This is a genomic window from Saccharospirillum alexandrii (assembly GCF_043641555.1).
Lineage (GTDB): Bacteria > Pseudomonadota > Gammaproteobacteria > Pseudomonadales > Natronospirillaceae > Saccharospirillum > Saccharospirillum alexandrii_A.
Window position 1 is genome coordinate 982069 of sequence record NZ_JBHZRJ010000001.1, and the last position, 24752, is coordinate 1006820.

Genomic DNA, 24752 nt, shown 5'->3' on the forward strand with positions numbered 1-24752 from the left:
TCATGTGACTGACACGCATTTTTTTCGCCAGTTGGTCGATCACCAATTCACGGCTGTCATTCAGCTGGACGACACGCTGGTTGTCGAGCACGTTAACCCTTCTGCTGAATTGTTGCTGGTGCGCTCGGGAAAGCAAATCATTGGTCAGGCGTTTTACAGTCTTTTTGTTAACCCGGCCGAGATCCGGGAGATGATGATGTCGGCCGTCTCCGGCGGCACGACGTTGTCCGTGCGCTCTGCGCAGTGGCAGCTGGCGCATCGGGATACTCTGACACTGGATTACATGGTCACGCCGTATATGGATGGCGATGAGCTGCATTTGATTGTCGAGATGTTGCCCGCCGACCGGGCGATGCGCATCAGCCGCGACGAGGGTCTGATTCAACAAACTGAGACCACCCGGCATCTGGTCCGCGGCGTGGCTCACGAAATCAAGAACCCACTGGGCGGCATTCGGGGCGCGGCGCAACTGCTGGCCAGTGAATTGCCCAATGCCGACCTTAAAGAGTATACCCAGGTCATTATTGAGGAAGCCGACCGGTTGCGCGATCTGGTAGATCGGATGCTCGGCAGCCACAAGGTGCCCACTCTGTCAGAAGTTAACATCCATCAGATCGTCGAGCGTGTCTACGCGCTGCTACGGGTTGAATGCGGCGACAAAATCAGGTTAAGCCGCGATTACGACCCCAGCCTGCCCGACTTCAAGGCCGACGAGGCGCAGTTGATACAGGCCGTGTTGAACATTGCCCGCAACGCGGTTCAGGCGTTGATTGAGAATAACGTTGAAGCGCCGGCCATTGAGTTTAAAACCCGGGCCGTGCGTCAGTTCACCATCCGTCAGAACCGGTACCGGTTACTGGTTAAGCTCGACATCATTGATAACGGCCCGGGCATTGCACCGGAAATGATGGAAAAGATTTTCTACCCAATGATTTCAGGCCGACCCACCGGTACGGGTCTGGGTCTGTCGATCGCTCAGCAAATCATTAATTTTCACAACGGCGTCATCGAGTGTGACAGCAGTCCCGGTGCCACCGTCTTTAGTGTCTATTTACCGTTGGAGGGGCTCAATGGCCAATCATAATTGCGTCTGGATCGTCGACGACGACCGCTCCATACGCTGGGTACTGGAACGTGCCTTCGAAAAGGAAGGTATAGAGTGCCGCAGCTTTGAATCCGGCGAGGCCCTGTTGCGCAAGCTGGATCAGGACCCACCCGATGCCATTGTCAGTGATGTCCGTATGGAGGGCATCGACGGCCTGGAGTTGCTCAGCCGAATTCATGACAATCACCCGCATTTGCCGGTCATCATCATGACGGCGCATTCAGATCTCGAAAGCGCGGTTGCCTCGTTTCAGGGCGGTGCCTTCGAATACCTGCCCAAGCCGTTCGATGTTGACGATGCGGTCTCCCTGGCGCTGCGTGCGATCGAGCATACCCGTCAGAAACAGAAAACCTCCGAACCTGCGGTGGCACCCCCCAATACCGAGATTATTGGCGAAGCACCTGCGATGCAGGAAGTGTTTCGGGCCATTGGCCGGTTGTCGCAGTCCAACATCACGGTGCTGATCAATGGTGAGTCCGGTACTGGCAAAGAGCTGGTGGCGCATGCTTTGCACCGTCACAGTCCACGCCGGGAAAACCCGTTCATAGCCCTGAACATGGCGGCTATTCCTCGTGACCTGATGGAATCTGAGCTCTTCGGTCACGAAAAAGGGTCGTTCACCGGCGCGCAGGGGCAGCGTCGCGGACGTTTCGAACAGGCAGACGGCGGTACGCTGTTTCTCGATGAAATCGGCGATATGCCGGCCGAGACCCAAACCCGGTTGCTGCGAGTGCTGGCCGACGGCGAGTTTTACCGCGTTGGCGGACACACCTCGGTACGGGTGGATGTTCGCATCATCGCGGCGACGCACCAGAATCTGGAGACTCTGGTGAAAGAAGGTCGCTTTCGCGAAGACTTGTTCCATCGGTTGAACGTTATCCGTATCCACTTGCCGCGCCTGGCCGACCGGCGTGAAGATATTCCCCGGCTGCTTGAATTTTTCCTCCACAAGGCAGCCGACGAATTGGGCGTGGAAACCAAAACGTTACGACCGGAGACCGAGGCTTATTTGTCTCGCCTGGCCTGGCCGGGCAATGTGCGCCAACTGGAGAACATCTGCCGCTGGATCACGGTGATGGCTTCTGGCCGGGAAGTGCTGGTGTCGGATTTGCCGCCGGAGCTGATGGACGAAGCCCAGACGCCAGTCACCAGCGAGAACTGGGAGCAGGCTCTGCGCAATTGGGCCGACCGAGAGCTGGCCCGTGGCGAGCACCGGCTCCTGGACATCGCAGTACCGAACTTCGAACGCATCATGATAGAAACCGCACTGAAGCACACCGCTGGCCGACGTCGGGATGCAGCTGAGCTGCTGGGCTGGGGCAGAAACACCCTGACTCGCAAGATCAAGGAGCTGGGCATGGAGCTGGAAACGGTGGCCGAGGACGAAGAGTAACCCGGGTTCCGGAGTTCAAATAGACGCCATAGCCATAAGGCCTCGCAGAATGGCAGAGCTGCTCCTGCGGGGTCGCCGTGGATACCCGGTAGCTGTTGCAGACTCGTGCCTCCCACTAGCATGGCATCTCCCGAGTCAAAGGCGTAAAATTCCAATCAGCCTAAAAACCCGCCAACTCGTTGGGAGACAAGATGTCAGATATTAAAAAAGTGGTGCTGGCCTATTCCGGTGGCCTGGACACCTCGGTCATTGCCAAATGGATCACCGAAACCTATAACTGCGAAGTGGTGACCTTCACGGCCGACCTCGGCCAGGGCGAAGAAGTTGAGCCGGCTCGTGCCAAGGCCAAAGCCCTCGGTATTCAGGAAATCTACATCGAAGATCTGCGCGAAGAGTTTGTTCGTGACTTTGTGTTCCCGATGTTCCGTGCCAATACCGTTTATGAAGGCGAATACCTGCTGGGCACCTCTATCGCCCGCCCGCTCATCGCCAAGCGTCTGATCGAAATCGCCAATGAAACCGGTGCCGACGCCATCGCTCACGGCGCTACCGGCAAGGGTAACGACCAGGTTCGGTTCGAGCTGGGTGCTTATGCGTTGAAGCCGGGCGTGAAAGTGATTGCGCCCTGGCGTGAATGGGATCTGACCTCGCGCGAGAAGCTGATGGCGTATTGCGAAGACCACCAAATTCCGGTCGACTTCAACAAGAAGGGTAAGAAATCACCCTATTCCATGGATGCCAACCTGCTGCACATCTCCTACGAGGGCGGCATTCTGGAAGACCCCTGGGCCGAAGCAGAAGAAGAGATGTGGCGCTGGTCAGTCAGCCCTGAAGCGGCACCGGATACACCGACTTATCTGGAGCTGACCTACGACAAAGGCGATATCGTTGCCATTGACGGCAAACCGACGTCACCGGCCGATGTGTTGGCGTACCTGAATAAGGTGGGCGGCGAGAACGGCATTGGCCGTCTGGATCTGGTCGAAAACCGTTATGTTGGCATGAAGTCTCGCGGCTGCTATGAAACACCGGGCGGTACCATCATGCTCAAGGCGCACCGTGCCATCGAATCGATCACGCTCGACCGTGAAGTCGCGCACCTGAAAGATGAGCTGATGCCGAAATACGCCGAAGTGATCTACAACGGTTACTGGTGGAGCCCGGAGCGTCTGATGATGCAGAAGATGATCGATGCCTCTCAGGAGCGGGTGAACGGCAAGGTTCGCCTGAAGCTGTACAAGGGCAACGTCATTGTCGCCGGTCGTCAGTCTGAAGACAGCCTGTTCGATGAAAGCATTGCCACCTTTGAAGACGATGCCGGTGCATACGATCAGAAAGACGCCGAAGGCTTTATTAAGCTGAACGCCTTGCGCATGCGCATTGCCGCAAGCAAAGGTCGCAGCCCGCTTAAGTAACACGGGGCACAAAAAAAACCGGGCTTTTAGCCCGGTTTTTTTATGGGTTGTGCAATCAGTGCCTCAGTTCGGGTTGCCATCCAGGTAAATGTCGGTGTCCCGGTTGAACAGGGCGCCGATCCAGATAAAGAACACCCACACCAGTGCTCCAAACGGCAGATACCCAAAATAACCAAGCAACGGCATTTCTGAGAAGATATGGATCACGTTGACGAAGGGAATGTCGTATATCCAGTAGTTCGGGTTGGTTGGGTAGCCGATGTCCGGGTGTTCGCTGCCGAAGTTCCACATTTCCCAGAGAAAACCGTTGAACATCGACGCCAGTGCGATCAGCACACCGGGTGCCCAGTTTCCCTGGGTCAGCGCCGTGAAGGGCGACCAGAGTGATTGCCGCAACAAAACGCCAATAATAACCGCCAGCGGACCGATCCAAATGCCCCAGAACATCAGGCGCGGAAAGAACACCAGGGCACCGATGATCAGGCAGCCCAGGATAATCAGCAGGTTTCCTGACAGCGGGATGGATAGGCCATTCTGGTAACGTGCGACCAGCTTGGGAAAGGAGTTCAGCAAGTTAAACCATTCGAAGATGGCCGGCCAGACAGTGGTGTAGGCGATCAGAAACAATACTACGATCACGCTGTGGGGCAGGGCGGCCATGTGACCGTTGGGGTAATACCAGTTGCTCAGTACAAAATAGTCGTAATACTCGAAATACCCCCAGCCAACCACGGAAATTACGGCGCTGAAAATCAGCAGGGACGGCTTGGTCGCCATCAGTGATTTGCCGTTGTTGCGGTGGTACACAATGCCATCGAGCATGACGATGAAGCCCCACCACATCGGGGAGAAGGCGTAGTAGACCAGGTCGCCCAGCCAGACCGGCCGGGCCCACATGACCCACCAGAAACACAGCATGAGGGCGGCACCGACCCAGAACCACCAGGGCAGTGGCTTTTTCGCCGGTTGTGGGGCGGGTGTGGCACCCTGAAAGCCAAACAGCTTTGGAAATAAAAGCAGTAATGTCACCAGAACGGCCAGCGCGGCGACAACCAGGAAGTAGAGCAGCGAAAAACCCGGTGCTGGCGAGGTTTGTATGGGTGGGAAAATACCAAAGCCGGGTGGCAAATGTGTGCTCGGGTAGGCAAACCAGGCGGCTACCAGAGGAATCAGCAGCGTCAGCAAGATAGGCCAGAGCAGAGCCCATTTATTGGTCGGGTTCATATCGGTGTCGGTTCCTTGTGTTCGTTTTTGGTTATTGTTTCGGGCAAGTTCCCTGACATGCGGTTTCGACTGCTAACGACCACCCCGGCTGTTCAGGGAAGACTGCTCGGTCCATTTGAGAATCATGTTCTCCAGTTGTGTCAGTTTGATGGGCTTGAGCAACACGTCATTCATGCCGGCTTCCAGGCAGTTGTTGATATCGCGCTGCGACGTGTTGGCCGTAAAGGCGATAACCGGGTTATTGAACTGGCGCTGTCGCAGTGTTCGGGTTGTCTCCAGGCCATCCATTACCGGCATCTGCATGTCCATCAACACCATATCGGGTTGCCGGTACAGTACGTGGTTTAAGCCTTCTTCCGCCGATTCAAACCCGCTGGCACTGACGCCCAGCCGGGTCAGCATCCCCAGTAGCACCTTGAGGTTCACCGGGTTGTCATCAATGGCAACAATATACAGCCGGCGCAACATCAGTGGGTGTTCGGCGGGGGCGGGGGCAGTGGCTGCCTGACCCAGCAGTCGCCGAAAGGTGACCTGTGTGCAGGGCAAAAGCTCCAGGCTAACCGGTGGTGTCCACAGCGGCAGGTCAGTCGGTACCCGGTTTACCAGCCAGTGGACTTTGGGGTGTTCGCTGAACCGGTTCGAGAGGTCGGGGTCGGGTTGATCGGCAACCAGAATCCAGTGATCTGCATCTTCTGGCAAGGGTGTTTTCATCGCCGCAGAATGCGTGAGGCTGTGTTGCAGAGCGATGCCGAGCCGATGCAGGCTGTTGTCGATCAGTTTTTTCAGATCCACATCATCACAGACCAGCCCCACCCGAACGGGCAGCATGGTTATCGGCTCGGGCTCGCCCTGCATTGGCAGGGTAAACTGGAAGTCGCTGCCCAGCTCCGGCTGGCTGAAGACGGTCAGCTTGCCACCCATCAGCGTTACCAGCTTGGAGGCGATTTGCAAACCCAGGCCCGTCCCGCCGTATTTGCGCGAAATGGTTGCATCGGCCTGGGTAAAGGCCGAAAAAACCGACTCGATTTTATTCTGGGCGATACCAATGCCGGTGTCAGTGACATGGAAAGTCAGGACGTTCGCATCCGGCTGAGAGACCGATAATTCAATGGAACCCTGTCCGGTGAATTTGAACGCATTGCTGAGCAGGTTGGCCAGAATTTGCTTCAACCGATTGACATCGCCGGTAACGCGATGAGGCACCCTGGGGTCTATATCGACCAGAAAACGTACCTGCTGCCGGTCGAACGCGTCTTTATAAATGGTACAGAGCTCATCCAGCGCTTCATCGAGGTCGAAGGGCTCCTCAACCAGTTCGAGCTGGTCGGCGTTCATTTTGGCCAGATCAAGAATGTCGTTGATCAGGAACACCAGAAAATTAGACGACGCATGGATGGCTTCCAGGTGACGGCTGGTTTCAGCAGGCATTTGCTGCTGACCCATCAATTCCACCGACCCCTGAATGGCGTTTAACGGGGTGCGCAATTCGTGACTGACATTGGCCAGAAAGCGTTCTTTGGTGTTCAGGGCATCATTGGCCGCCTGCAGCGCTTCCTGTGTGGCCAGCAGGCCGGCTTCCTTTTCCTTGTAGACCAGTCCCACCTGGTGGCTGATAACCAGTGACAGCAGAATAACTTCCATCGAGACGGCAAACATGCCCAGGTGTTCAAGAAATAAAGTATCGGCAACGGGCAAGCTGGACGCGCCAATGGAAATCAGGGCGGGAATGGCAAAGGCCGCGTTGGCAACCAGGTAATATCGCGCGGTTCTGTTGCCCTGCAGTACGCGGGTAAGGCCTGCTGTGAAGCCATAAATGGCAAACAGGCCTACACCTAAGCGGTCGATCTCCATCGACAGTTCGGGTCGAAGCAGCGCCACCACGAAGCCCAGCACAAAAAGGATGATCAGACCACTGCCAATGCGGTACAACCAGTGTGACGTATTGGGCTTGATGTTCAGCAGCACCATCACAAAAGCGATGTAGGCTGTGTTTGAAATAAGAATGGGGAAGCTGGTCAGGTAGAACTGGTGAATGCTGAGCAGATCACTGAACACCAGCAAGGAGGCGCCGGTAAAAAAGAAATTGCCGGTAATAAACAGGGCGTACAATAAGTCGGCCGCCCGGCTACGGCTGGTACCCAGCACAAAATAGTAAATACCCAGCGCCAGGAAAATCCCCTGGCAAATAAGGGTCAGTGCGTTACCCACCTTGATGCTTTGCTGGTACTCTCCCTGCGCGAAGACCGTTGGTTGTGGTTGCGCCACATAGAACGGGCTGTCCATTCGGGTAACGATTTGGTATTGGCCAGGTTCGAATACCTGATCGCGACCATGGCGCAGAAAGTAAGGGTTGTCCTGCTCCGATTCGATACCGCCAACCAGCCGGTTAATCAGCTCACCGCTGCTGCGATCAAAGACCCAATGTTCAAAATTGGCAATAACCGAGGAATTGCGAAAGTCGATAACCTGACGCGTCGTTTCATCAAAAGAGAGGTCAATCACATGCCAGTGATGACCGCCTTTTAACGAAATGCCCGTTTGCGACACGATTTGTGGCTGGCTCTGCTGGCGCGATTGAATGGACGGAGACCAGTCTGATGGTTGCTGCATCCAATAGCTGTCGATCTCGACAATGTCGGCGTATGCCTGGCTCGGCCAGACCAGCATCAACAACGGCAAGCTGGCAAAAAGCAATCCACAGGCGAGTCGATAAAGCACAGTGCTCGGTTCCCTTGATCAGTCTTATCGTTGGCCCGGCGCCCGCAGGCGGTTTAGTCAGGGCTGTTTTGTATTGTTCTAAGGTCTATCATTCGCCTGACAGGTCGATGAAGGTTGGCTGCCCGGTCTACAGACCCGTGCTGCCTGTCACATTCATCGCAGGCTCTACCATTGCTCCAAGAATAACTGATAGCATGAATGGCTGCGACCAACAAATAGGAACAAATAAGAAAGTGACCGGATGACCACCGACGTGCCCGAGAATCTGCCTGCTACACAGGCTGTGACTAATGGCTCGCCTTGCCCGTCATGCCCGTTGTGCCGTGCGCCCGACAGTCAGTGGTGGCACCGTCGCAAACATCGGGAATACTGGTGTTGCCCGGCGTGCCGGCTGGTGTTCGTTGGCGCGGACCAGCAGATATCACCGGCCGCTGAAAAGGCAGAATACGACAAACACCGGAACGACATCAGTGACTCCGGATATCGAACATTCCTGACCCGCCCCTGGCGCGCAGTGTGCGATAGGGTGCCCACCGGTTCCCGTGGTCTGGACTTCGGCTGCGGCCCTGGTCCGGCGCTAGCCAGCATGTTTGAAGAAGCGGGTTACCGTGTCGCCTTATACGATCTCTTCTATTACCCTGACAGTTCAGTTCTGACCGGTCATTATCACTTTATCTGTCTCACCGAGGTGATCGAGCATCTCGCTAACCCAGCCGACGTATTGTCTGACTTGTGGCGTCAATTGGAAGCGGGCGGCTGGTTGGTCATTCAAACGCAGAGGGTGCGCGACCGCGAAGCCTTTGCGCATTGGCGCTATGTCGATGATCCGACTCACATCGCCTTTTATGCAGAGGCGACTTTTGCCTGGTTGGCTGAGTATTTGGGGGCGCAGCACTGGGAGCTGGCTGATCGCGACGTTGTTGCGATTCAGAAGTGAGGTGTGCTGTTTGCATAAGCAACAGCGGATGTTAGTTGATAAACCAGTGCTTCATGCCCGGAACCTATTGTCGCCCGCTGGTCTGTTGAACTCTCTTACGGGGCCTTTGCGTCCTCAAACAACGCAGTTTCATACCCAAATAACGCTGGTGCGCCGCCGGTATGGATGAACAGAACCTTGTCGTTGGGCCCATAGGTACCGTTTTGGTAGCTATCGAACAGGCCGTGCATGGCTTTGCCGGTGTAAACGGGATCCAGTAATAAGCCTTCTGTTTCCGCGGTGACCCGCACGGCGTGGATCATGCCTTCGGTCGCTATGCCATAGCCCGGGCCGACGTAGCGGCCGTCTGTGTGAATACGCTCGGCCAGAGTAGCATGGGACAGCCCCAGACGATCAAACAGCGGTCGGGTCAGATTCAGTACCAGGTTGGCCTGGTCTTCGCTGGTACGGCTGACGCAGAAGCCCCGCACCTGAGCCGACAGATCAAAGAGGGCCGCGCCGGCGAGGAGTCCAGCCTGGGTGCCTGCGCTGCCCGTTGCCAGAATAATGTGGTCAAACTCGGTGTCCTGCTGATACTGCCAGTCGGCAATTTCGCGGGCGCATTGAACGTAACCGAGGGCGCCGGTGGTATTGGAGCCGCCAACCGGTATGCAATAAGGGGTGTAACCTTCCCCGGCAAGCGCTGCAGCGCGCTGATGCATCAGCTCAATGCCATCCTGGCCCGGCTTGGCCAGGGTGAGGGTGGCGCCGAAAAGTCGGTTCAACAGCACATTACCGCTGTGTTGATACAGTGATTCCGGGGTGCCGGCTACCGGTTCCAGTATCAGCTCGCAGTTCAAGCCCAGCCGAGCCGCCGCAGCCGCAGTCTGTCGGGCATGGTTGCTTTGCAATCCACCGACCGTCAGCACGGTATCCGCCCCCGTTTCCAGCGCTTCAGCCAACAGGTATTCCAGCTTGCGCGTTTTATTGCCGCCAAACCCGAGCCCGGTGCAGTCGTCGCGCTTTACCCAAAGATTCCGGGTGCCCAGCAACTCGCCCAGCCGGGGCAGGTAATCGATGGGGGTGGGGGCCTGTGCCAGGGGGAGTTTTGGAATGTTGCTGAAAGCCATAATCCGTCCAGAGTGACTGTTGAAGCACCCTGGCCACGAACATTAACGTCCCGGGTGCGCTATCGTCCTTGGTCTCCAGTGGTTCACGCGGGACTCTGAAGCAAGGCGTTGAATAGGACTACTGTTACCGATTTTGGCATCAAGGGCAAACGAACCTGATAACGAGTGCACATTCCTGGTGAGAATAGAGCTGCCAGGGTGCGGAAATCCGGTCGAAAACCCGTCGCTGGTCGGGTATCCTAGCGGTGCGAGCCGGGTCTGACGCCCGTCTCTGCAGAATTACTCCCTTTTATCATTCGTATTGTTCACTCACCAATCACCGCAAACAACAGGATTCCGATGGACGCGACCTATACCCCGGCCACCATTGAGCAGCAGGTGCAGGACACCTGGAACGAGAAGCAGGTCTTCAAAGCCCGGGTCGAACCCGGCAAAGAGAAATTCTACTGCCTATCGATGCTACCTTACCCCAGTGGTCGCCTGCACATGGGGCACGTTCGCAACTACACCATCGGTGATGTGATCAGCCGCTACCAGCGCATGCTCGGCAAGAACGTCATGCAGCCAATGGGCTGGGATGCCTTCGGCATGCCCGCCGAAAACGCCGCTATTCAGAACGGTGTTGCACCGGCCAAATGGACCTTTGAGAACATCGACTACATGCGCAACCAGCTCAAGATGCTGGGTTTCGCCTACGACTGGGACCGGGAAGTCACCACCTGCACGCCCGAGTATTACCGCTGGGAGCAGTGGTTCTTTACCCGCCTGGTGGAGAAGGGTCTTGCGTACAAGAAAACCTCGCCGGTGAACTGGTGCCCCGTCGATCAGACCGTGCTTGCCAATGAACAGGTGCATGATGGCTGCTGCTGGCGCTGTGATACCCCGGTTGAACGCAAGGAGATGGATCAATGGTTCATCAAGACCACAGCCTACGCCGAGGAATTGCTGGAAGAACTCGATAACCTGCCGGGCTGGCCCGATGAAGTGAAGGCCATGCAGCGCAACTGGATCGGTCGTTCTCAGGGTGTCACGCTTAAGTTTGGCCTGAAAGGCAGTGACGAGACGCTCGAAGTCTATACCACCCGTCCGGATACGCTGATGGGCGTTACCTACATGGCGGTGGCGGCCCAGCACCCGCTTGCGGCTGAAGCGGCCAAAACCAGCGACGAACTGGCAAGCTTTATTCTCGAATGCAAGAACATGACCACCAGCGAGGCCGATATGGCCACGATGGAGAAGAAAGGCTGCGATACGGGCTTGGTTGCGATCCACCCGTTAACCGGCGAAGAAGTCCCCATCTGGTCGGCCAACTTCGTGTTGATGGATTACGGCAGCGGCGCCGTTATGGCGGTGCCCGGGCACGACCAGCGCGACTGGGAGTTTGCCAGCAAATACGGGTTGCAAAAGAAACAGGTGGTCAAGCCCGAACCTGGCAGCGAAAGCCAGTGCGATCTGACTGAGGAGGCTTTTACTGAAAAAGGCATTCTGGTCAACTCTGGTGACTACGACGGGCTTAATTTCACTGAGGCGTTCGAGCGCATCGCCGGCGACCTGGAAGCCCAGGGCAAAGGCAAGGTGACCGTGAATTTCCGCCTGCGTGACTGGGGTGTGAGCCGGCAACGCTACTGGGGCACGCCGGTACCCATGGTGTACGTCGATGGCGAGGTCAAACCTTCGGAGACCTTTCCGGTCGAACTGCCATACGATGTCGTGTTCGACGGCGCCAACTCGCCGATCAAGAACAATCCAGAGTTCGAAAACACGACCTGGCAGGGCAAGCCCGCCAAACGCGACACGGACACTTTCGATACCTTTATGGAGTCTAGCTGGTATTACGCCCGTTACTGCACACCGGAATACGATGGCGGCATGCTAGAGCCTGAAGAAGCCAATTACTGGCTGCCGGTCGACCAGTACATTGGCGGTATCGAACACGCCACCATGCACCTGATGTACTCGCGGTTCTTTCACAAAGCCATGCGCGATGAAGGCCTGGTGAACTCCAGCGAACCCTTCACCAACCTGCTGTGCCAGGGCATGGTGCTGGCGGATACGTGGTACAAGGAAACCGACAGCGGCCGGGTCTGGGTATCACCGACCGCAGTCGATGTTCAGCGTGACGAGAAAGGCAAGGTGCTGGGAGGCGTTGAAGCTTCGACTGGAGATGCCGTGGTGTATGCCGGCATGGCGAAAATGTCCAAGTCGAAAAACAACGGCAAAGACCCGCAGCAGGCAATTGAACAGTATGGTGCCGATACGGTGCGTTTGTTCTCCATGTTCGCTGCACCGCCGGACCAAACTCTGGAGTGGACCGAGTCGGGCGTGCAGGGTGCCCAGAAGTTTTTGCAGCGGTTGTGGCGAGCGGTGCATGCCTTGCTCGAAGCCGGTGACTGCGACGCCTTGAGTGGTCAGGCGCTGAACGATGACCAGAAAGCCCTGCGCCGTAAAACGCACGAGACCATTGTGGGTGTCACCAGCGACTTTGGTGAGCGCAAAACCTTCAACACCGCCATCGCCAAGGTCATGGAACTGCTCAACAGCGTAAACCGTTTTGAAGCGCAGACGGCACTCGACCGCGCTGTCGTCCGGGAAGCGCTGGATACCGCTGTTCTGGTGCTTGCGCCCATCGCCCCGCACGTTACCCAGGTGTTGTGGCAGGCACTTGGACACGACGGCCTGGTCATCGATGCTGCCTGGCCGCAAGCGGATGAGTCGGCGCTGGTCAAAGACTCGTTGCTGTATGTGGTTCAGGTGAACGGCAAAGTGCGCAGCCGCATTGAAGTGCCTGCCAGTGCTGACAAGGCACTGATTGAAAGCACCGCTTTGGCGGATGAGAACGTCGTGCGCTTCACCGAAGGCGTGACAGTACGCAAGGTCATTGTTGTACCCAACAAGCTGGTGAACATCGTTGCCAACTAACGCTGGTATCTATCGAATTGGGCTGTGGCGAAGCCTGATCGTTGGCCTGTTGCTGAGCCTTCTGGTCGGCTGTGGCTACCAGTTGAAAGGGCAGTTCCGGTTGGCGGAAGGTTTGAACCCCCTGGTCTGGCAATCCCAGACCGATTCCGACGGGCTGTACCAGACGCTGCGCGGTACCTTTGCCTTGTATGGTCTGGTGCTGCAAACCGGCCCGGCCGATACGCTATTACGACTGCACCGTGAAACCTATTCAGAAGTCAGCCTGGATGAAACCATCATCCTTACGCTTGAAATCGAGTGGAGCCTGGTCAACCAGTATGACCGGGCAGTCATTAGCCGGCGGATCAGCCGAGTCGAATCGCGCTTAACGGAAGACGATGATGAGGCGCGTGAACAACGTCGCCAGATTCTACGCAACCGGATTGCCTTGCTGGTGCTGGACCAACTGGAAGCCGTGACCGACGATGACCTGTTGCCGGAGGCCGATGAGTGAAGCTCTCTCCCCAACAACTGGCCAAGCAGCTGACGCAACCTCTGCCGGCGATTATCTGGCTCAGTGGTGATGAACCCTTGCTGGTGCTTGAAGCCAGTGATCAGGTGCGAGCAGCGGCTCGCCAGGTGGGTATTACCGAACGTCAGGTGTTTCATGCCGATGCCCAGTTCGACTGGAATCAGTTGTACGAAGCGAACCAGGCCATGTCACTGTTCGGCGACCGCCAATTGCTAGAGCTGAGGCTGAGCGCCAAACTCAACGACGCGGGCCGAAAAGCTCTGGTGGCCTACGCCGAGAACGCGAACCCGGATAATCTGTTGTTGGTGGTGTCCGACAAGATCGAAGCGGCGCAAAGCAAGGCGAAGTGGTTTGCCGGTGTTACCGACGCGGCCTGGTGGGTTCCCATCTGGCCTGTTGAGCGGCATCAGTTGCCGGCCTGGTTGCGGGCCCGTCTGCAACAGCACGGTCTGCAGATAGATGACGATGCGCTGGCGTTATTGTCCGACCGGGTAGATGGCAATTTGCTGGCTGCTCGCCAGGAGATCGACAAACTCTTACTGGTGAGCGACGGCACCTCACTGACCCTGGAGACCGTTATACAGGCGGTATCGGACAGCGCCCGATTCACCATTTTCGATCTGGCCGATGCCGTGCTCAGTGGGGATCTGGCTCGCAGCCAACGAGTGTTGTCGGGTCTTTCAGCAGAGGGCATTGAACCGCCGATTGTGTTGTGGGTGTTGGCGCGCGAACTGCGGCATCTGGTGCAACTGGCCGAAGCCCAGGCCATGGGCCAACCGATGCCCGCTGTATTCAAACGATTGCGCATTTTCGATAAGCGACAGGGGCCGTATCAGGTAGCCTTGCGGCGTGGCGATGCGGGCCTGTGGCAGCGGTGTCTGATTCTATGCGGCGATATCGATGCGACCATCAAAGGGCGTGCCGCAGGTGACCCCTGGCACAAACTCAGCGCGCTGGTGTGTGAGATAGCGCAGCCCGGGGTGGTGCCGGTTTAAGTGTCTTTTGATTTGCAATAGCTGAATGAATACAGCTAGTCCAGTTGGAAACTGATAGTCAGTTCCAGTTGACTGTTTGAGTGCGCGCAACAATATCGACTGCTGGCACTGATGTCTGCCAATGCGGCCAGTGCTGCATCATCAAAGATTGATCGTTGTGCGGGTGTAAGAATCTCTGCGGTAAAAGCTCCGTCGGATTGCATTTCGATCGTGACCTCTACTGAATCTTCCCAACCACGCCGACGTGCTACAGGTGGGTAGTGCAGGTGTTCAGCCAGCGCCTGTTTAAACCAGACTTTTATGTCGCGTTGAAGCTGTTGCGTATCGACATTGTCAGTGGCCTGTTCTGAGGTATTCGAATCAGTCGCAAACTGTTTGCGATCATGGAGTGAAACCCGGGAGTTGACTGCCGTTTCAATGGGCTTAACCTGTTCCTGTTCCTGTTCCTGTTCCTGTTCCTGTTCCTGTTCCTGTTCCTGTTCCTGTTCCTGTTCCTGTTCGGCCGGTGGCTCAACCTGCGTAACCTGGTCTGGTTTTTCTACTGTAACGGGACTGACATCGGTTTCAAGGGGAGTGTCTATTGCCGGGGTTATCGGATTTGGAGCTATCGGCTCACTGGGTATAGGCGGCTGTTTTTGTTCGATTTTCACCTGATCGGGTGTGCTAGGGGCATTTTCGCCGTTGGCAAGCTGAGCAGTCTGCAAATCCAGTGAAATCGTGTTTTTTGTAATGGGTTCATAGATAGGTGTCTGGCCAGGTAACCAGCTAATCAGTGCTGCATGAGCCATCACAGATAGGGTGATGGCTACTGGCCAGACGGGTCTCATGAGTCCTTCACAAACACCTAGAAATGGTACTCAGCCGATACCTTGAAGGTACGGCCGGAGGTGTTGTAGTAGGAATCAGTAAAGCTGTCGTAGTTAGTGACGTAGTCTTCATCCAGTGCATTATCAACTCGGGCGCTCAAGGTACTGCCTTCGTTCCATTGGTAACGTGTTCCCAAACCCAGGATCGCATAATCACCCAGTGCAACATCACCATTAATCCGACCCGCCTCAGATTGCAGGTCGGTATTAAACAGCCACTGCCCATACTGGTATGCAAGTGCTGCAAAAGCAGTCCATTCCGGTCGATTGTTTAACCGCTCGTCATCCCCATCGCGTGCATCGGTCAGGGTCGTGTTAAACCTGAGGTTAAAGGCTCCTATTTGCTGGGCAAAGTCCAACTCCAGACCAAGAATGCGAGCTTCGTCGATGTTGGCAGCAGTAAAGGTGTTCGGGTCAGAGCCAATCAGATTGGTGGTATCGATACGGTAACCACTGACGCGCCATTCGCCACCCTGGGTAAACTGCCGAAGAGCCAGTTCAAAACTCCGCGATTCCTCGGGTTCCACGTTTTCATCGCCATAGTTCGGAAAGTACAATTCATTGAAACTTGGCGCCCTGAACGCTGTGCCAGCGGTACCAACAATCTCCAATGTATCGGTAATCAGGTAGGAGGTACCCAGGGTTCCTGTTGTATAGGTGTCGTAGGCGCTGTTGTTGTCGAATCGCAGACTGCCCTGCAGGCCGAGGTCGCCTGCGTAGGTTGACAGGCTTGCGAACACACCGGTGTTAGTGCGTTCGGTTTTGTCGTAGTCGGTGGTCGATTCCAGTTCAACCGTATCAACATCAATACCGACAGCGGCCGATACATCGCCAATGGTGCGTTCAGCCAGTGCTGTGGCGGTATAGCCTGTAGTTTTAAACTGGGTGTCGTTGGCGGAGTCATCTCCATCACTGTTGACGCTGTCGTCTACATACCGGCCCAGGCGAGAGCTCAGGTGGGTATTGGACGAAACGTCGTAATCGAGTGACAGGGAAGAATTGGAGAGATCGGTCTGTGTTTGCCAGTCAATGTCACTACTGCACGGGGTCTGTGTGAACCCGGCATAACAAGCAGAGTCATAGTCTGCAGTGCTGCTCGACTGAACATGATTGATTCCCAGCAGCAAGTCATCGCTTATTCGAGTATCTACAGAGAGGTTGCCCGAAAACTGGTTGAATCCATCATCATCTCTGTTCGAGTCAGACTCCAGAGTGGTGCTATCAAAACCGTCGGTGCCGGTGTAGAAAATGTCGGCTGCAGCGCGCGTTTTCTCGGTCGAGAAATCAAAGCCTGCGCCGAGTTTGTGGTAATTATGGCTGCCATAGCTACCAGAGACATAAACGTCGTCCTGTGAGGCATCAGGCGACTTGGTAAAGACCTGTATCACCCCGCCAATACCATTTGCTCCGTAAAGGCTGGAAACGGGGCCCCGGACTACTTCAATACGTTCGATATTGGACAAAGAAATGCCGGCAAAAGAGGTTTGTCCGGTGCTGGCACTGACCTGGGGGACGCCGTCGATGAGTACCACAACCTGACTGCTGGTCGTTCCTCTCAGTAAGACGTTGCTGGTAGAGCCAAGGCTGCCAGTGCTGACCAGACTGACGCCGGACAAGCGGCTGAGCAAGGTGCCGAGGTCACTGTCCTGATAGTGTTTCAGGTCTTCTTCGGTCAGTACCGTTACTGCAGACTGCGTCTGAGTAATTGGCACTGCGTATCGGTTGGCGGTGATCACAACGTCTTCAGCGACAGCCATGGTTGGCAGTAGCAAGACAGAGGCGGTTAACATAAAACGGTTCATTGAGGTTCCTTTCGTCATTCATATTGGATGAATAAACGAAGGGACAAGTCTAGCGGCTGACAAACGGAAACACGCACAATTGACTCTATGGTCTGACCGGATGACAGAAATCCACTTTGTTGCCCTCCGCAACAACAGGGTATTCAGTCAAAGGCCGGTCTCCGGGCTTAAGGATGCTAGAGGGTACAACTGACCCTCTATGACGTGGCGCCTTCCCGCTCGCGCAGTGGCTGAGTGCCTTGTCCATCCTGTTACCGTTGCGGGGGCAGCATCAGATTTTCACTGATTTCCCGTACACCAATAACTGTCTGTTTGGTGGCGGCATCATAGAGGGCTTTCTATGAGCAGGCAAGCCGCACCGACCCAACTGATGGCGCTGACCCTGCGTGATCAATGGTGATGCTTTAGGCTTGGTTGTGAAGGCTTAACTCTGGCCCAGATTCGATGACGGTTCTCGGGCTTGAGCCCAATGCCGAAACCGGGCTCGCCAGGGCTTTTCAATGAAAGTGTAAGTGCCATAGGAAAGGCCGATCACTACCGCCAGTGCCACCAGGTTTATCAAGCTGGCATAGGGGGTCTTAAATACCTGCAACCAACCCATGCCAGCCCGGTAAATCTCACTGGTGGGCATGCGCAGCACATACTCCGCGAGATTGTCGATTACGATAAAGACCAATGCATGGGTCATGTAGATTGAATACGACAGAGTGCCGATAAACAGCAGAGGCGCCGTAGTCAGCAAGGCACTGAACAGGCCCTCAGCCTGAACAGTGAAGACATAAATCATCAGGGCAAAGCTGGCGAAGGTTGCGAGTTGAATAACTTTGGCGTCATGAGACTGCCAGACCAGAACCAGGGTGACCAGCACCACCAGGCTCTCCAGTGAATGGCTGGTTATAGGTTTGAGCGTTAGCCGCTGCCCTTGTGTTTGAGTGAATACGAAGGCTCCCAGAAAGAACCCTCCCACGCAACGGGGGAACCCAAAATGATCTGCGCTGAGCAGCGAGGTTCCGGTCTGCACGTAGAGCAAGCCATATGAGAACAGGCTGACCAGCAGGTACAGTAGCGGTTTACGATCCTTGGGTGTGATGCCGATAAACGCGAAGAATACCAGGTAAGTGAAAAACTCCACACTGATGCTCCAGGCAGGGTAGTTCCAACTGAGTGTTTGGGTAGCGCCCATGCCGTTGATCAAAAGAAGATTGGCGAAAAAGTTGGACAGGCTGTTTTTATCAAAAGGGTCGCCGCCAAGGCCCATTTCAAAATGGGCATACCCTTTAAGCAGAATGTAAGGCAGCCACATCAGGAGCATAAACAGATGTAACGGGTACAGCCGGCCAAAACGCAACAGAGTGAAGGTTCTGAAACTTAAGCCCTGATCGATCTTTTCCGCATAGGCCAGCGCCATTACAAAGCCGGATAAGATAAAGAAAAAATCGACAAAGATGGAAGCCTGCTCAACCAGAGGTGGATAAGCCGCGACCACGAAGCTTGAGTGGATCAACGCAACCATGAGTGCAGCCAGGCCGCGTAACGATTCCAGAGACGGGTATTGCATGAGCTCACTCCTTTGAACACAACGATCCAAACCACAAAGAAAGACACCCTCAAGAAGGGGCCTTGTACGGTAGTGACAGGTTGGAACAGGCAGCTTCAGATCATAAGCAGAAGGGGTTTAGTGAGGCATCAACTCTGAGCCAGCTCCATGGCTTCCAGCGTGTATAGATATCAGCTTGTTTGAGCCTGATCAAGGTAAAAATAGAAAACCCGGACAGTGCTGCCCGGGTTTTTGGTTCAATGCTCCCGAGAATCGGGGGCATAGAGCATGGTGTTACTCGCCCAGATAGGACCGGTACATCCAAACATCCTTTTCCTGCTCGCGGATGTAGTCGCCCATCAGGGCTGCGGTGCCTTCATCGCTGGCTTCCTGCGCCAGAGAAAGCAGGGCACGCTGTTTTCCGATCATGGCCTGGTAAGACTCCAGAATGTGACCGACGGCGGCACGCCCGTCGCGAACCCGCGTTTGTTCTTTGATCGTCGCGCTTTCCAGGTACTTGCTGTAGCTGTGGACGGGCTCGTGGCCCAGTGTCTGGATGCGCTCTGCCACTTCATCGATCTTGGTCAGCAGGTTGGTGTATAGCTCTTCGAACTTGACGTGCAACTCAAAGAAGTTCTCGCCTTTGATGTTCCAGTGAAAGCCCCGGGCGTTCATGTAGAACACCTGGTAGTTCGCCAGTAATTCGTTCAAACCGGACGCCAATTTTTCTGCACTGGCCGTGTTCAATCCAATTGCGTTGGTACTCATGGGCACCTCCTTCTGTTAAGAATGTTCAGGACAAGTGTCTTACACAGATGTAGTGAGGGCGAATGAAAGGAGTTAAACCCTCTAATAGTTTAATAATATCAAAGGAGTGTTGTCGATTATTCTGAGCTATAGGATGAGTGATTCAGGTGGGGTTGCCGGAAAATCAGGCCCGGTCCTGGCCAGCCTGTGTGCGGGGTTCGTCGTAGATGAGGGCGCTGCCGATGCGGTGTTTGCCATGAAGTTCGGCAATGGCGTCATCGAGCAGGATCAGGTATTTGAGGTCTATCGGGTGAATATCGACACCCCGGCGCTGGCACTGGGCGGCAGCGTAGGCGTGCTTGATCACCATAAAAGGCGTGTGATCACGCTCGCGCAGGTGCACGGCGAGTTGGTGTTTTTCCTGCTCTGTGAGTCCGTCTATAAACATGAAGGTTCTGTCGACACCGTAATCGTAAAAAGCAGGGTATTATGTATGACGCTGGATGCCTAACTCTGTGATGCAGTCGAGGGTCAAAGTGTGATATGTCTCTAAAAACAGCTTATTTTCGTCAAAAATATGACCTGTTGGCCGCACCTTTCAAATAAACCTGGGGAAACGTCAAATTTTAGACTCATGTCGGTGTCGGAAATACCGAATGCATGGATGACCCGGGCTGAGCAGTCCAGCCCGGGTCATCCATGCATCAGCCTATGCTGCTGGTGTTAATTGGCCAGGTCACGCAGCACGAAGTGCAGAATGCCGCCATGGCGGTAGTAGTCCCACTCGACGGCCGTGTCGATGCGAACCCTGGCTGCAAAGCTGCGTTGCTTGCCTTGCGTGTCGGTCACGTGGACGGTTACTTGCTCTGGCTCCCCTTGCAATGCGTCGACTGAAAACTGCTCCTCACCGGTTAGGTCCAGGCTTTCAACCGACTCACCGTCCATGAACTGCAAGGGCAGTACCCCAAAGCCAACCAGGTTGGAGCGGTGGATGCGCTCGTAACTTTGCGCAATAACGACTTTAACACCCAGCAGGTTGGTACCTTTGGCCGCCCAATCGCGGGAGGAGCCGGTGCCATATTCCTTGCCGGCCAAGACCACCAGAGGGGTGCTTTCCTGCTGGTAGCGCATGGCTGCGTCGTAGATGCTGATGGTCTCATCGCTGGGCAGGTGTCTGGTCCAGCTGCCTTCGGTTCCCGGAGCCATTTGATTGCGCAGCCGAACGTTGGCAAAGGTGCCCCGCAGCATCACTTCATGATTGCCGCGGCGTGAGCCGTAGCTGTTGAAATCTTCCGTGCTGACACCTTGCTCCTGCAGGTAACGCCCAGCCGGGCTGTCGGGTTTGATGGCACCGGCGGGCGAAATGTGGTCTGTGGTGATCGAGTCGCCAACTTTTACCAGGCACCGGGCTTTGTTTACGGCGCCGGGCGCGCTGGGAGTCTTCGACATACCATCAAAGTAGGGAGGTTGTTTAACGTAGGTGGAATCCGGCCAGCTGTATATTTCATCCTGTGGGACCGGCAGATCCTGCCAGGCCTGGGTACCGGCAAAGACGTCTTCATACTTTTCCTGATACAGGCCCGACCCCAGCGCAGCTTGCACGGTTTCTGCGATATCGTGCTGGCTTGGCCAGACATCTTTCAGATAGACCGGCTGGCCATCCTTTCCGGTGCCGAGCGGTTCGCGGGTAAGGTCTACCGTCATTGAGCCTGCCAGGGCGTAGGCGACTACCAAAGGCGGTGATGCGAGGTAATTGGTGGGTACGTCCTGATGGATACGCCCTTCGAAGTTACGGTTGCCGGACAGCACCGACGAAACTTTCAGGCTACCCGCCCTGATTGCGTTTTGAATGGCCGGGTGCAGCGGCCCCGAGTTGCCAATGCAGGTAGTACAGCCAAAGCCGACGATGTTGAATCCCAGTGCATTCAGCGGCTTCATCACGCCGGCTTTTTCCAAATAGGCAGGTACAACCTGAGACCCGGGCGCCAGTGATGTTTTTACCCAGGGTTTAACTGTCAGGCCCCGTTCATATGCCTTTTTAGCGACCAGGCCGGCAGCGACCATTACCGCCGGGTTGGAGGTATTGGTGCAACTGGTGATGGCGGCGATGACTACCGCTCCATGTTTAAGCAGGTGTTTTTCGCCCTCTATTTCATATTCCACCGCGCCGCGATCGTGCAAATTAAGGCTATCGACTGCCGTTTGGCCACCTTCACCTTCGAAGCGACCCTGCTCCGGTGCTTTGTCGGTCGTGATGGTGTCGGCCTCTGCTTGCAGTATCTGATCAAAGGCTTTGCTGGCATCGCTGAGGGCGATTTTGTCCTGCGGGCGTTTGGGACCAGCGATGCTGGGTACCACGGTGCCCAGGTCGAGTGTGAGGGTATCGCTGTAGTCAGCTTCGGCGGCACCGGTATCACGCCACAGGCCCTGGGTTTTGGCGTAGGCTTCCACCCGATCCCGGACGGACTTGTCACGACCAGAGAGTTCCAGGTAGCGCACGGTTTCCCGGTCGATCGGGAAAATGCCGCAGGTGGCGCCGTATTCGGGGGCCATGTTGGCAATTGTGGCACGGTCGGCCAATGGCAGGTTGTCGAGGCCATCGCCATAGAATTCAACGAACTTACCAACCACGCCTTTTTGGCGCAGCATCTGGGTTACGGTTAATACCAGGTCGGTGGCCGTAGTGCCCTCAGGCATCTGGCCGGTGAATTTGAAGCCGATGACTTCGGGTATCAGCATGGTGATGGCCTGGCCCAACATGGCAGCTTCGGCTTCAATACCACCCACACCCCAGCCCAGCACACCCAGGCCGTTGATCATGGTAGTGTGCGAGTCGGTCCCGACCAGGGTATCGGGCAGGGCCCAGGTTGCGCCGTCTTTTTCTTCAGTCATCACCACATCGGCCAGGTACTCAAGGTTTACCTGGTGCACGATGCCTGTGCCCGGGGGCACCACGCGGAAGTTGGAAAACGCCTGCTGACCCCAACGAAGGAACTGATAACGTTCCCCATTGCGTTCGAACTCGCGCTCGGTATTTTTGGCCAGTGAATCGGTTTCGCCGTAGTAATCGACCATAACAGAGTGGTCGATGACCAGGTCGACCTGGCTGCGCGGGTTGATCAGCGCCGGGTCTCCCCCCAGTTCGCGCATGGCGGCGCGCATGGCCGCCAAATCAACCACTGCCGGTACACCGGTAAAATCCTGCAGCACGACGCGCGCCGGTGAGAAGCCTACCTGGTAGCTGGGTTCCGCTTTGGCATCCCACCGACACAAGGCTTTGATGTCGTCTGCTGTAACATTCTTGCCATCTTCCTTGCGCAACAGGTTTTCCAGCAGAATTTTCAGTGAAAAGGGCAGGCGGGCGATGTCAAAATCGTTCGCCAGCGCATTGAGGTTATAGAACTGATAGTGCTGATCGCCGACAGTGAGCGTATCCCGGGCGTTAAATGAGTCGGTCATGGCACCTCCAGAGTAAAACGGATTAATAACAGGCTCTAACCTTGGCACAGTCGGGCGGGATTTCCAGTGCCAGAGCGATTGAGTTTGGCTATTTGGTCTCAGTGCCCTGACCGTTGCGTGCGTTAAATGCGGTTTTTAGCTTCAATCCAACGGCTCATATACTCCGTTGCCCGGTGTTGCGATTGCCAGAGTATGCGCCCCCAGAGGTTGCGATGGCGTATATCGGTCAGGTTGTTTTGCAGGTGGTCTAATGCCTCGATAAACCCCGGAGCGTGGTCGTCTCTCAGAAAGCCGTTTTCCAGTGCCTGTAACCCATAAGCTTGTACCGACTTCCAGCTTTCCGCATTGCGATACAACTGAACCAGGGTGTCGGCGATGCGGTCGGGGTCATCGCTGAGCGGGTAGCCGAGCGCGTCATCTGCAACCATCGATTCAGCGCCGAAGGGCGTGGTGACGGTGGGGGTGCCGGTTAACCAGCCTTCCAGAATTTTGCCTTTCTGACCGGCGCCAAAGCGCAATGGGGCCACATTCAGGCGGTATCGAGACAGCGTCTCCAGTGCATCGTCGCACCGGCCTTTGATAACGAACCCCTGTTTGGGGGCATGCCACTGCTGAACGGTGTGGTCGGCGTAGGCACCGTAGACATGGCATTCAACACTGGGCAGCTGGCGTCTGACGAGTGGCCAGATGGTCTGCTTGAACCACAGGGCCGCATCCTTGTTGGGGGCGTGCTTGAACCCGCCGATCATCATCAGGTGCTGGCGGTCTTCATAGCCACGCCATTCGCGAGCATCCGGCAATGCGGGAATCAGAAAGGGAAGATACAGCAGGTGCTCGGCCGGGAGTTTAAACACCGACTGCAACAACTCTATTTCAACCTCGGAGATCATCAATACCCGGTCGCACCGTGCCATGGCGGCCAGCTCGCGCTCTGCTGTGGCGGTAAACAGATCGGCCGGCGGAAAGGGTGGCTGGGTGTTCTGCCGGTCGTGCTGGCGTACGGCGTGCTGTCGGGCCTCGCGCAGGGTGTGAAAGTCGCTGGTGTCGAGCAGGGTGGCGGCATTGGGGCAGTGTTGCCGCACTCGCCAGCCAAATTGTTCTTCCATCACAAACCGGTCGTAGATCACCAGTTGGGGCCCCAGCGAAGCAAGCCAGGTGTCGAAATGGCTGTCGTTAACGGCGATGGGGTGTGCCTGGTACCCGAGTTTCGAGAGGCTCTGTTGAAACGGAGAGGGCTCGGCTGGGCTGGCAATGTGTACCTGGTAACCGGCTTCTCGACACAGATCCAGAACGTCCAGCGTGCGGCGCCCAGCCGCGGTTGACGCGGGCTCTGGCCAGTTTTTGGCAATGAGCAGGGCGGTCTTACTTGAGAAACTACTTGAAGTACTGGTCATCTGTTGTGACAAACGCTCACCAACAAAAACGGAATCGCGAGGGTAAACGCGGTACAACCCTACGTCCAGCTCCGCGTAAGGATGGAGGTCGTTATGAAACGTCTCTATTACCTCACGGATGACATCGAGCACGCCGAACACATTGCCATGGAATTGGCCCACTACCCGTTGCACCACACCTATGTTCAGGTACTCAGCCAGGACGAAGTAGGGTTGTCTGTGCATCAGTTAAAGAGTGCTTCCTACCTGGCCCGCCAGGACATTCTGCACCGGGGCAGCCAGGGGCTTGTTCTGGGTCTGGTGCTTGGCCTGTTAACGCTGATGTTTATCAGCAGCCTCGGGCTGGCACCGGCCGATATGAGCGGCCAGTTAGCACTGGTGCTGTTGTTTGGTCTGTTGCTGGGCTGGGCGGGCTGTCTGATCGGGTTGAACCAGGAGAACCATCATCTGGCGGGTTTTCACGACGACATTGAGCGTGGCCGCACTCTGTTGATGATCGATGTGGCCCCCGCAGAAGTCAGCGAGGTGAAGGCCATCATCGGCCATGTGGCTCAGCGTGATCACACGGGCAAGTCAGCCTTGCCCGTTTATGCAGGAGAATCGAGGAGCCTGGCGCTCTAG

The 24752-nt window shown here is 55.9% G+C and carries 18 protein-coding genes and 1 riboswitch; of the genes, 8 read left to right on the top strand and 10 right to left on the bottom strand.

The window, feature by feature from the left end; genetic code table 11:
- Positions 1-4: 4 nt before the first annotated feature.
- The 3 genes from glnL to ACHUE7_RS04240 all read left to right on the top strand — a co-directional run bounded on the left by glnL (position 5) and on the right by ACHUE7_RS04240 (position 3913).
- Positions 5-1084: a nitrogen regulation protein NR(II) gene (glnL, locus tag ACHUE7_RS04230; protein ID WP_394168891.1), complete on the top strand. Its 1080-nt coding sequence runs from the start codon at positions 5-7 to the stop codon at positions 1082-1084.
- A complete protein-coding gene (gene glnG / locus ACHUE7_RS04235; RefSeq protein WP_394168892.1) occupies positions 1071-2498 on the top strand; it encodes a nitrogen regulation protein NR(I) in 1428 nt (475 codons plus the stop codon). The genes glnL and glnG overlap by 14 nt, the downstream gene beginning before the upstream one ends.
- Positions 2499-2689: 191 nt before the next feature.
- Positions 2690-3913: an argininosuccinate synthase gene (locus ACHUE7_RS04240; protein ID WP_394168893.1), complete on the top strand. Its 1224-nt coding sequence runs from the start codon at positions 2690-2692 to the stop codon at positions 3911-3913.
- A gap of 63 nt (positions 3914-3976) precedes the next feature.
- On the opposite strand, the gene ACHUE7_RS04245 is transcribed toward ACHUE7_RS04240, so the two are convergent.
- Positions 3977-5137, bottom strand: coding sequence for a mechanosensitive ion channel protein MscS (locus ACHUE7_RS04245; RefSeq protein WP_394168894.1), 1161 nt, complete (start codon positions 5135-5137; stop codon positions 3977-3979).
- Between the two features lie 72 nt (positions 5138-5209).
- On the bottom strand, positions 5210-7855 hold the full coding sequence (locus ACHUE7_RS04250; protein ID WP_394168895.1) for an ATP-binding protein: 2646 nt from the start codon (positions 7853-7855) through the stop codon (positions 5210-5212).
- Positions 7856-8096: 241 nt separating this feature from the next.
- Between ACHUE7_RS04250 and ACHUE7_RS04255 the strand changes: the two genes are divergently transcribed.
- The gene (locus ACHUE7_RS04255) at positions 8097-8792 is read left to right on the top strand and encodes a class I SAM-dependent methyltransferase (RefSeq protein WP_394168896.1); all 696 of its coding nucleotides are present in this window, start codon (positions 8097-8099) and stop codon (positions 8790-8792) included.
- Positions 8793-8887: 95 nt separating this feature from the next.
- On the opposite strand, the gene ACHUE7_RS04260 is transcribed toward ACHUE7_RS04255, so the two are convergent.
- Positions 8888-9901, bottom strand: a complete 1014-nt coding sequence (locus ACHUE7_RS04260; RefSeq protein WP_394168897.1) for a D-cysteine desulfhydrase family protein — start codon at positions 9899-9901, stop codon at positions 8888-8890.
- A 339-nt stretch (positions 9902-10240) separates the two neighbouring features.
- Between ACHUE7_RS04260 and leuS the strand changes: the two genes are divergently transcribed.
- The 3 genes from leuS to holA are packed head-to-tail and all read left to right on the top strand — an operon-like array spanning position 10241 to position 14326.
- Complete coding sequence (gene leuS, locus ACHUE7_RS04265) at positions 10241-12820, top strand: leucine--tRNA ligase (protein ID WP_394168898.1); 2580 nt, start codon at positions 10241-10243, stop codon at positions 12818-12820.
- Entirely contained in the window at positions 12810-13313 is a 504-nt protein-coding gene (locus ACHUE7_RS04270; RefSeq protein ID WP_394168899.1) for an LPS-assembly lipoprotein LptE, read from the top strand. The genes leuS and ACHUE7_RS04270 overlap by 11 nt, the downstream gene beginning before the upstream one ends.
- Entirely contained in the window at positions 13310-14326 is a 1017-nt protein-coding gene (gene holA / locus ACHUE7_RS04275; RefSeq protein ID WP_394168900.1) for a DNA polymerase III subunit delta, read from the top strand. Before ACHUE7_RS04270 ends, holA begins: the two co-directional genes overlap by 4 nt.
- Before the next feature lie 35 nt (positions 14327-14361).
- On the opposite strand, the gene ACHUE7_RS04280 is transcribed toward holA, so the two are convergent.
- The 7 genes from ACHUE7_RS04280 to ACHUE7_RS04310 all read right to left on the bottom strand — a co-directional run bounded on the left by ACHUE7_RS04280 (position 14362) and on the right by ACHUE7_RS04310 (position 24263).
- Positions 14362-15153 (bottom strand): energy transducer TonB, encoded by a 792-nt coding sequence (locus ACHUE7_RS04280; RefSeq protein WP_394168901.1) that lies wholly within the window; start codon positions 15151-15153, stop codon positions 14362-14364.
- 17 nt (positions 15154-15170) lie between these two features.
- A complete protein-coding gene (locus ACHUE7_RS04285) occupies positions 15171-16994 on the bottom strand; it encodes a TonB-dependent receptor domain-containing protein (protein WP_394168902.1) in 1824 nt (607 codons plus the stop codon).
- A gap of 135 nt (positions 16995-17129) precedes the next feature.
- Positions 17130-17311: riboswitch (cobalamin riboswitch) on the bottom strand.
- Positions 17312-17418: 107 nt separating this feature from the next.
- Positions 17419-18552, bottom strand: coding sequence for an acyltransferase family protein (locus ACHUE7_RS04290; protein WP_394168903.1), 1134 nt, complete (start codon positions 18550-18552; stop codon positions 17419-17421).
- Between the two features lie 273 nt (positions 18553-18825).
- Positions 18826-19299 (bottom strand): Dps family protein, encoded by a 474-nt coding sequence (locus ACHUE7_RS04295; RefSeq protein ID WP_394168904.1) that lies wholly within the window; start codon positions 19297-19299, stop codon positions 18826-18828.
- 163 nt (positions 19300-19462) lie between these two features.
- A complete protein-coding gene (locus tag ACHUE7_RS04300; RefSeq protein WP_213679412.1) occupies positions 19463-19726 on the bottom strand; it encodes a hypothetical protein in 264 nt (87 codons plus the stop codon).
- A gap of 275 nt (positions 19727-20001) precedes the next feature.
- Positions 20002-22737 (bottom strand): aconitate hydratase AcnA, encoded by a 2736-nt coding sequence (gene acnA, locus ACHUE7_RS04305; protein ID WP_394168905.1) that lies wholly within the window; start codon positions 22735-22737, stop codon positions 20002-20004.
- Positions 22738-22859: 122 nt separating this feature from the next.
- On the bottom strand, positions 22860-24263 hold the full coding sequence (locus ACHUE7_RS04310; RefSeq protein ID WP_394168906.1) for a glycosyltransferase: 1404 nt from the start codon (positions 24261-24263) through the stop codon (positions 22860-22862).
- Here ACHUE7_RS04310 and ACHUE7_RS04315 point away from each other — a divergent pair.
- Positions 24225-24752 carry a hypothetical protein gene (locus ACHUE7_RS04315; RefSeq protein ID WP_394168907.1) on the top strand — a complete coding sequence of 176 codons (528 nt, stop codon included), beginning with the start codon at positions 24225-24227 and terminating at the stop codon, positions 24750-24752. The genes ACHUE7_RS04310 and ACHUE7_RS04315 overlap by 39 nt on opposite strands.

What these genes read in the sequence shown, in the direction of transcription:
- ACHUE7_RS04255 (WP_394168896.1), top strand. Translation starts at nt 8,097, where the DNA reads ATGACCACCGACGTGCCCGAGAATCTGCCTGCTACACAGGCTGTGACT.
- ACHUE7_RS04260 (WP_394168897.1), bottom strand. Translation starts at nt 9,901, where the DNA reads ATGGCTTTCAGCAACATTCCAAAACTCCCCCTGGCACAGGCCCCCACC.
- ACHUE7_RS04300 (WP_213679412.1), bottom strand. Translation starts at nt 19,726, where the DNA reads ATGTTTATAGACGGACTCACAGAGCAGGAAAAACACCAACTCGCCGTG.
- ACHUE7_RS04315 (WP_394168907.1), top strand. Translation starts at nt 24,225, where the DNA reads ATGAAACGTCTCTATTACCTCACGGATGACATCGAGCACGCCGAACAC.
- glnG (WP_394168892.1), top strand. Translation starts at nt 1,071, where the DNA reads ATGGCCAATCATAATTGCGTCTGGATCGTCGACGACGACCGCTCCATA.
- ACHUE7_RS04285 (WP_394168902.1), bottom strand. Translation starts at nt 16,994, where the DNA reads ATGAACCGTTTTATGTTAACCGCCTCTGTCTTGCTACTGCCAACCATG.
- ACHUE7_RS04280 (WP_394168901.1), bottom strand. Translation starts at nt 15,153, where the DNA reads ATGAGACCCGTCTGGCCAGTAGCCATCACCCTATCTGTGATGGCTCAT.
- ACHUE7_RS04240 (WP_394168893.1), top strand. Translation starts at nt 2,690, where the DNA reads ATGTCAGATATTAAAAAAGTGGTGCTGGCCTATTCCGGTGGCCTGGAC.
- ACHUE7_RS04290 (WP_394168903.1), bottom strand. Translation starts at nt 18,552, where the DNA reads ATGCAATACCCGTCTCTGGAATCGTTACGCGGCCTGGCTGCACTCATG.
- ACHUE7_RS04295 (WP_394168904.1), bottom strand. Translation starts at nt 19,299, where the DNA reads ATGAGTACCAACGCAATTGGATTGAACACGGCCAGTGCAGAAAAATTG.
- acnA (WP_394168905.1), bottom strand. Translation starts at nt 22,737, where the DNA reads ATGACCGACTCATTTAACGCCCGGGATACGCTCACTGTCGGCGATCAG.
- ACHUE7_RS04245 (WP_394168894.1), bottom strand. Translation starts at nt 5,137, where the DNA reads ATGAACCCGACCAATAAATGGGCTCTGCTCTGGCCTATCTTGCTGACG.
- leuS (WP_394168898.1), top strand. Translation starts at nt 10,241, where the DNA reads ATGGACGCGACCTATACCCCGGCCACCATTGAGCAGCAGGTGCAGGAC.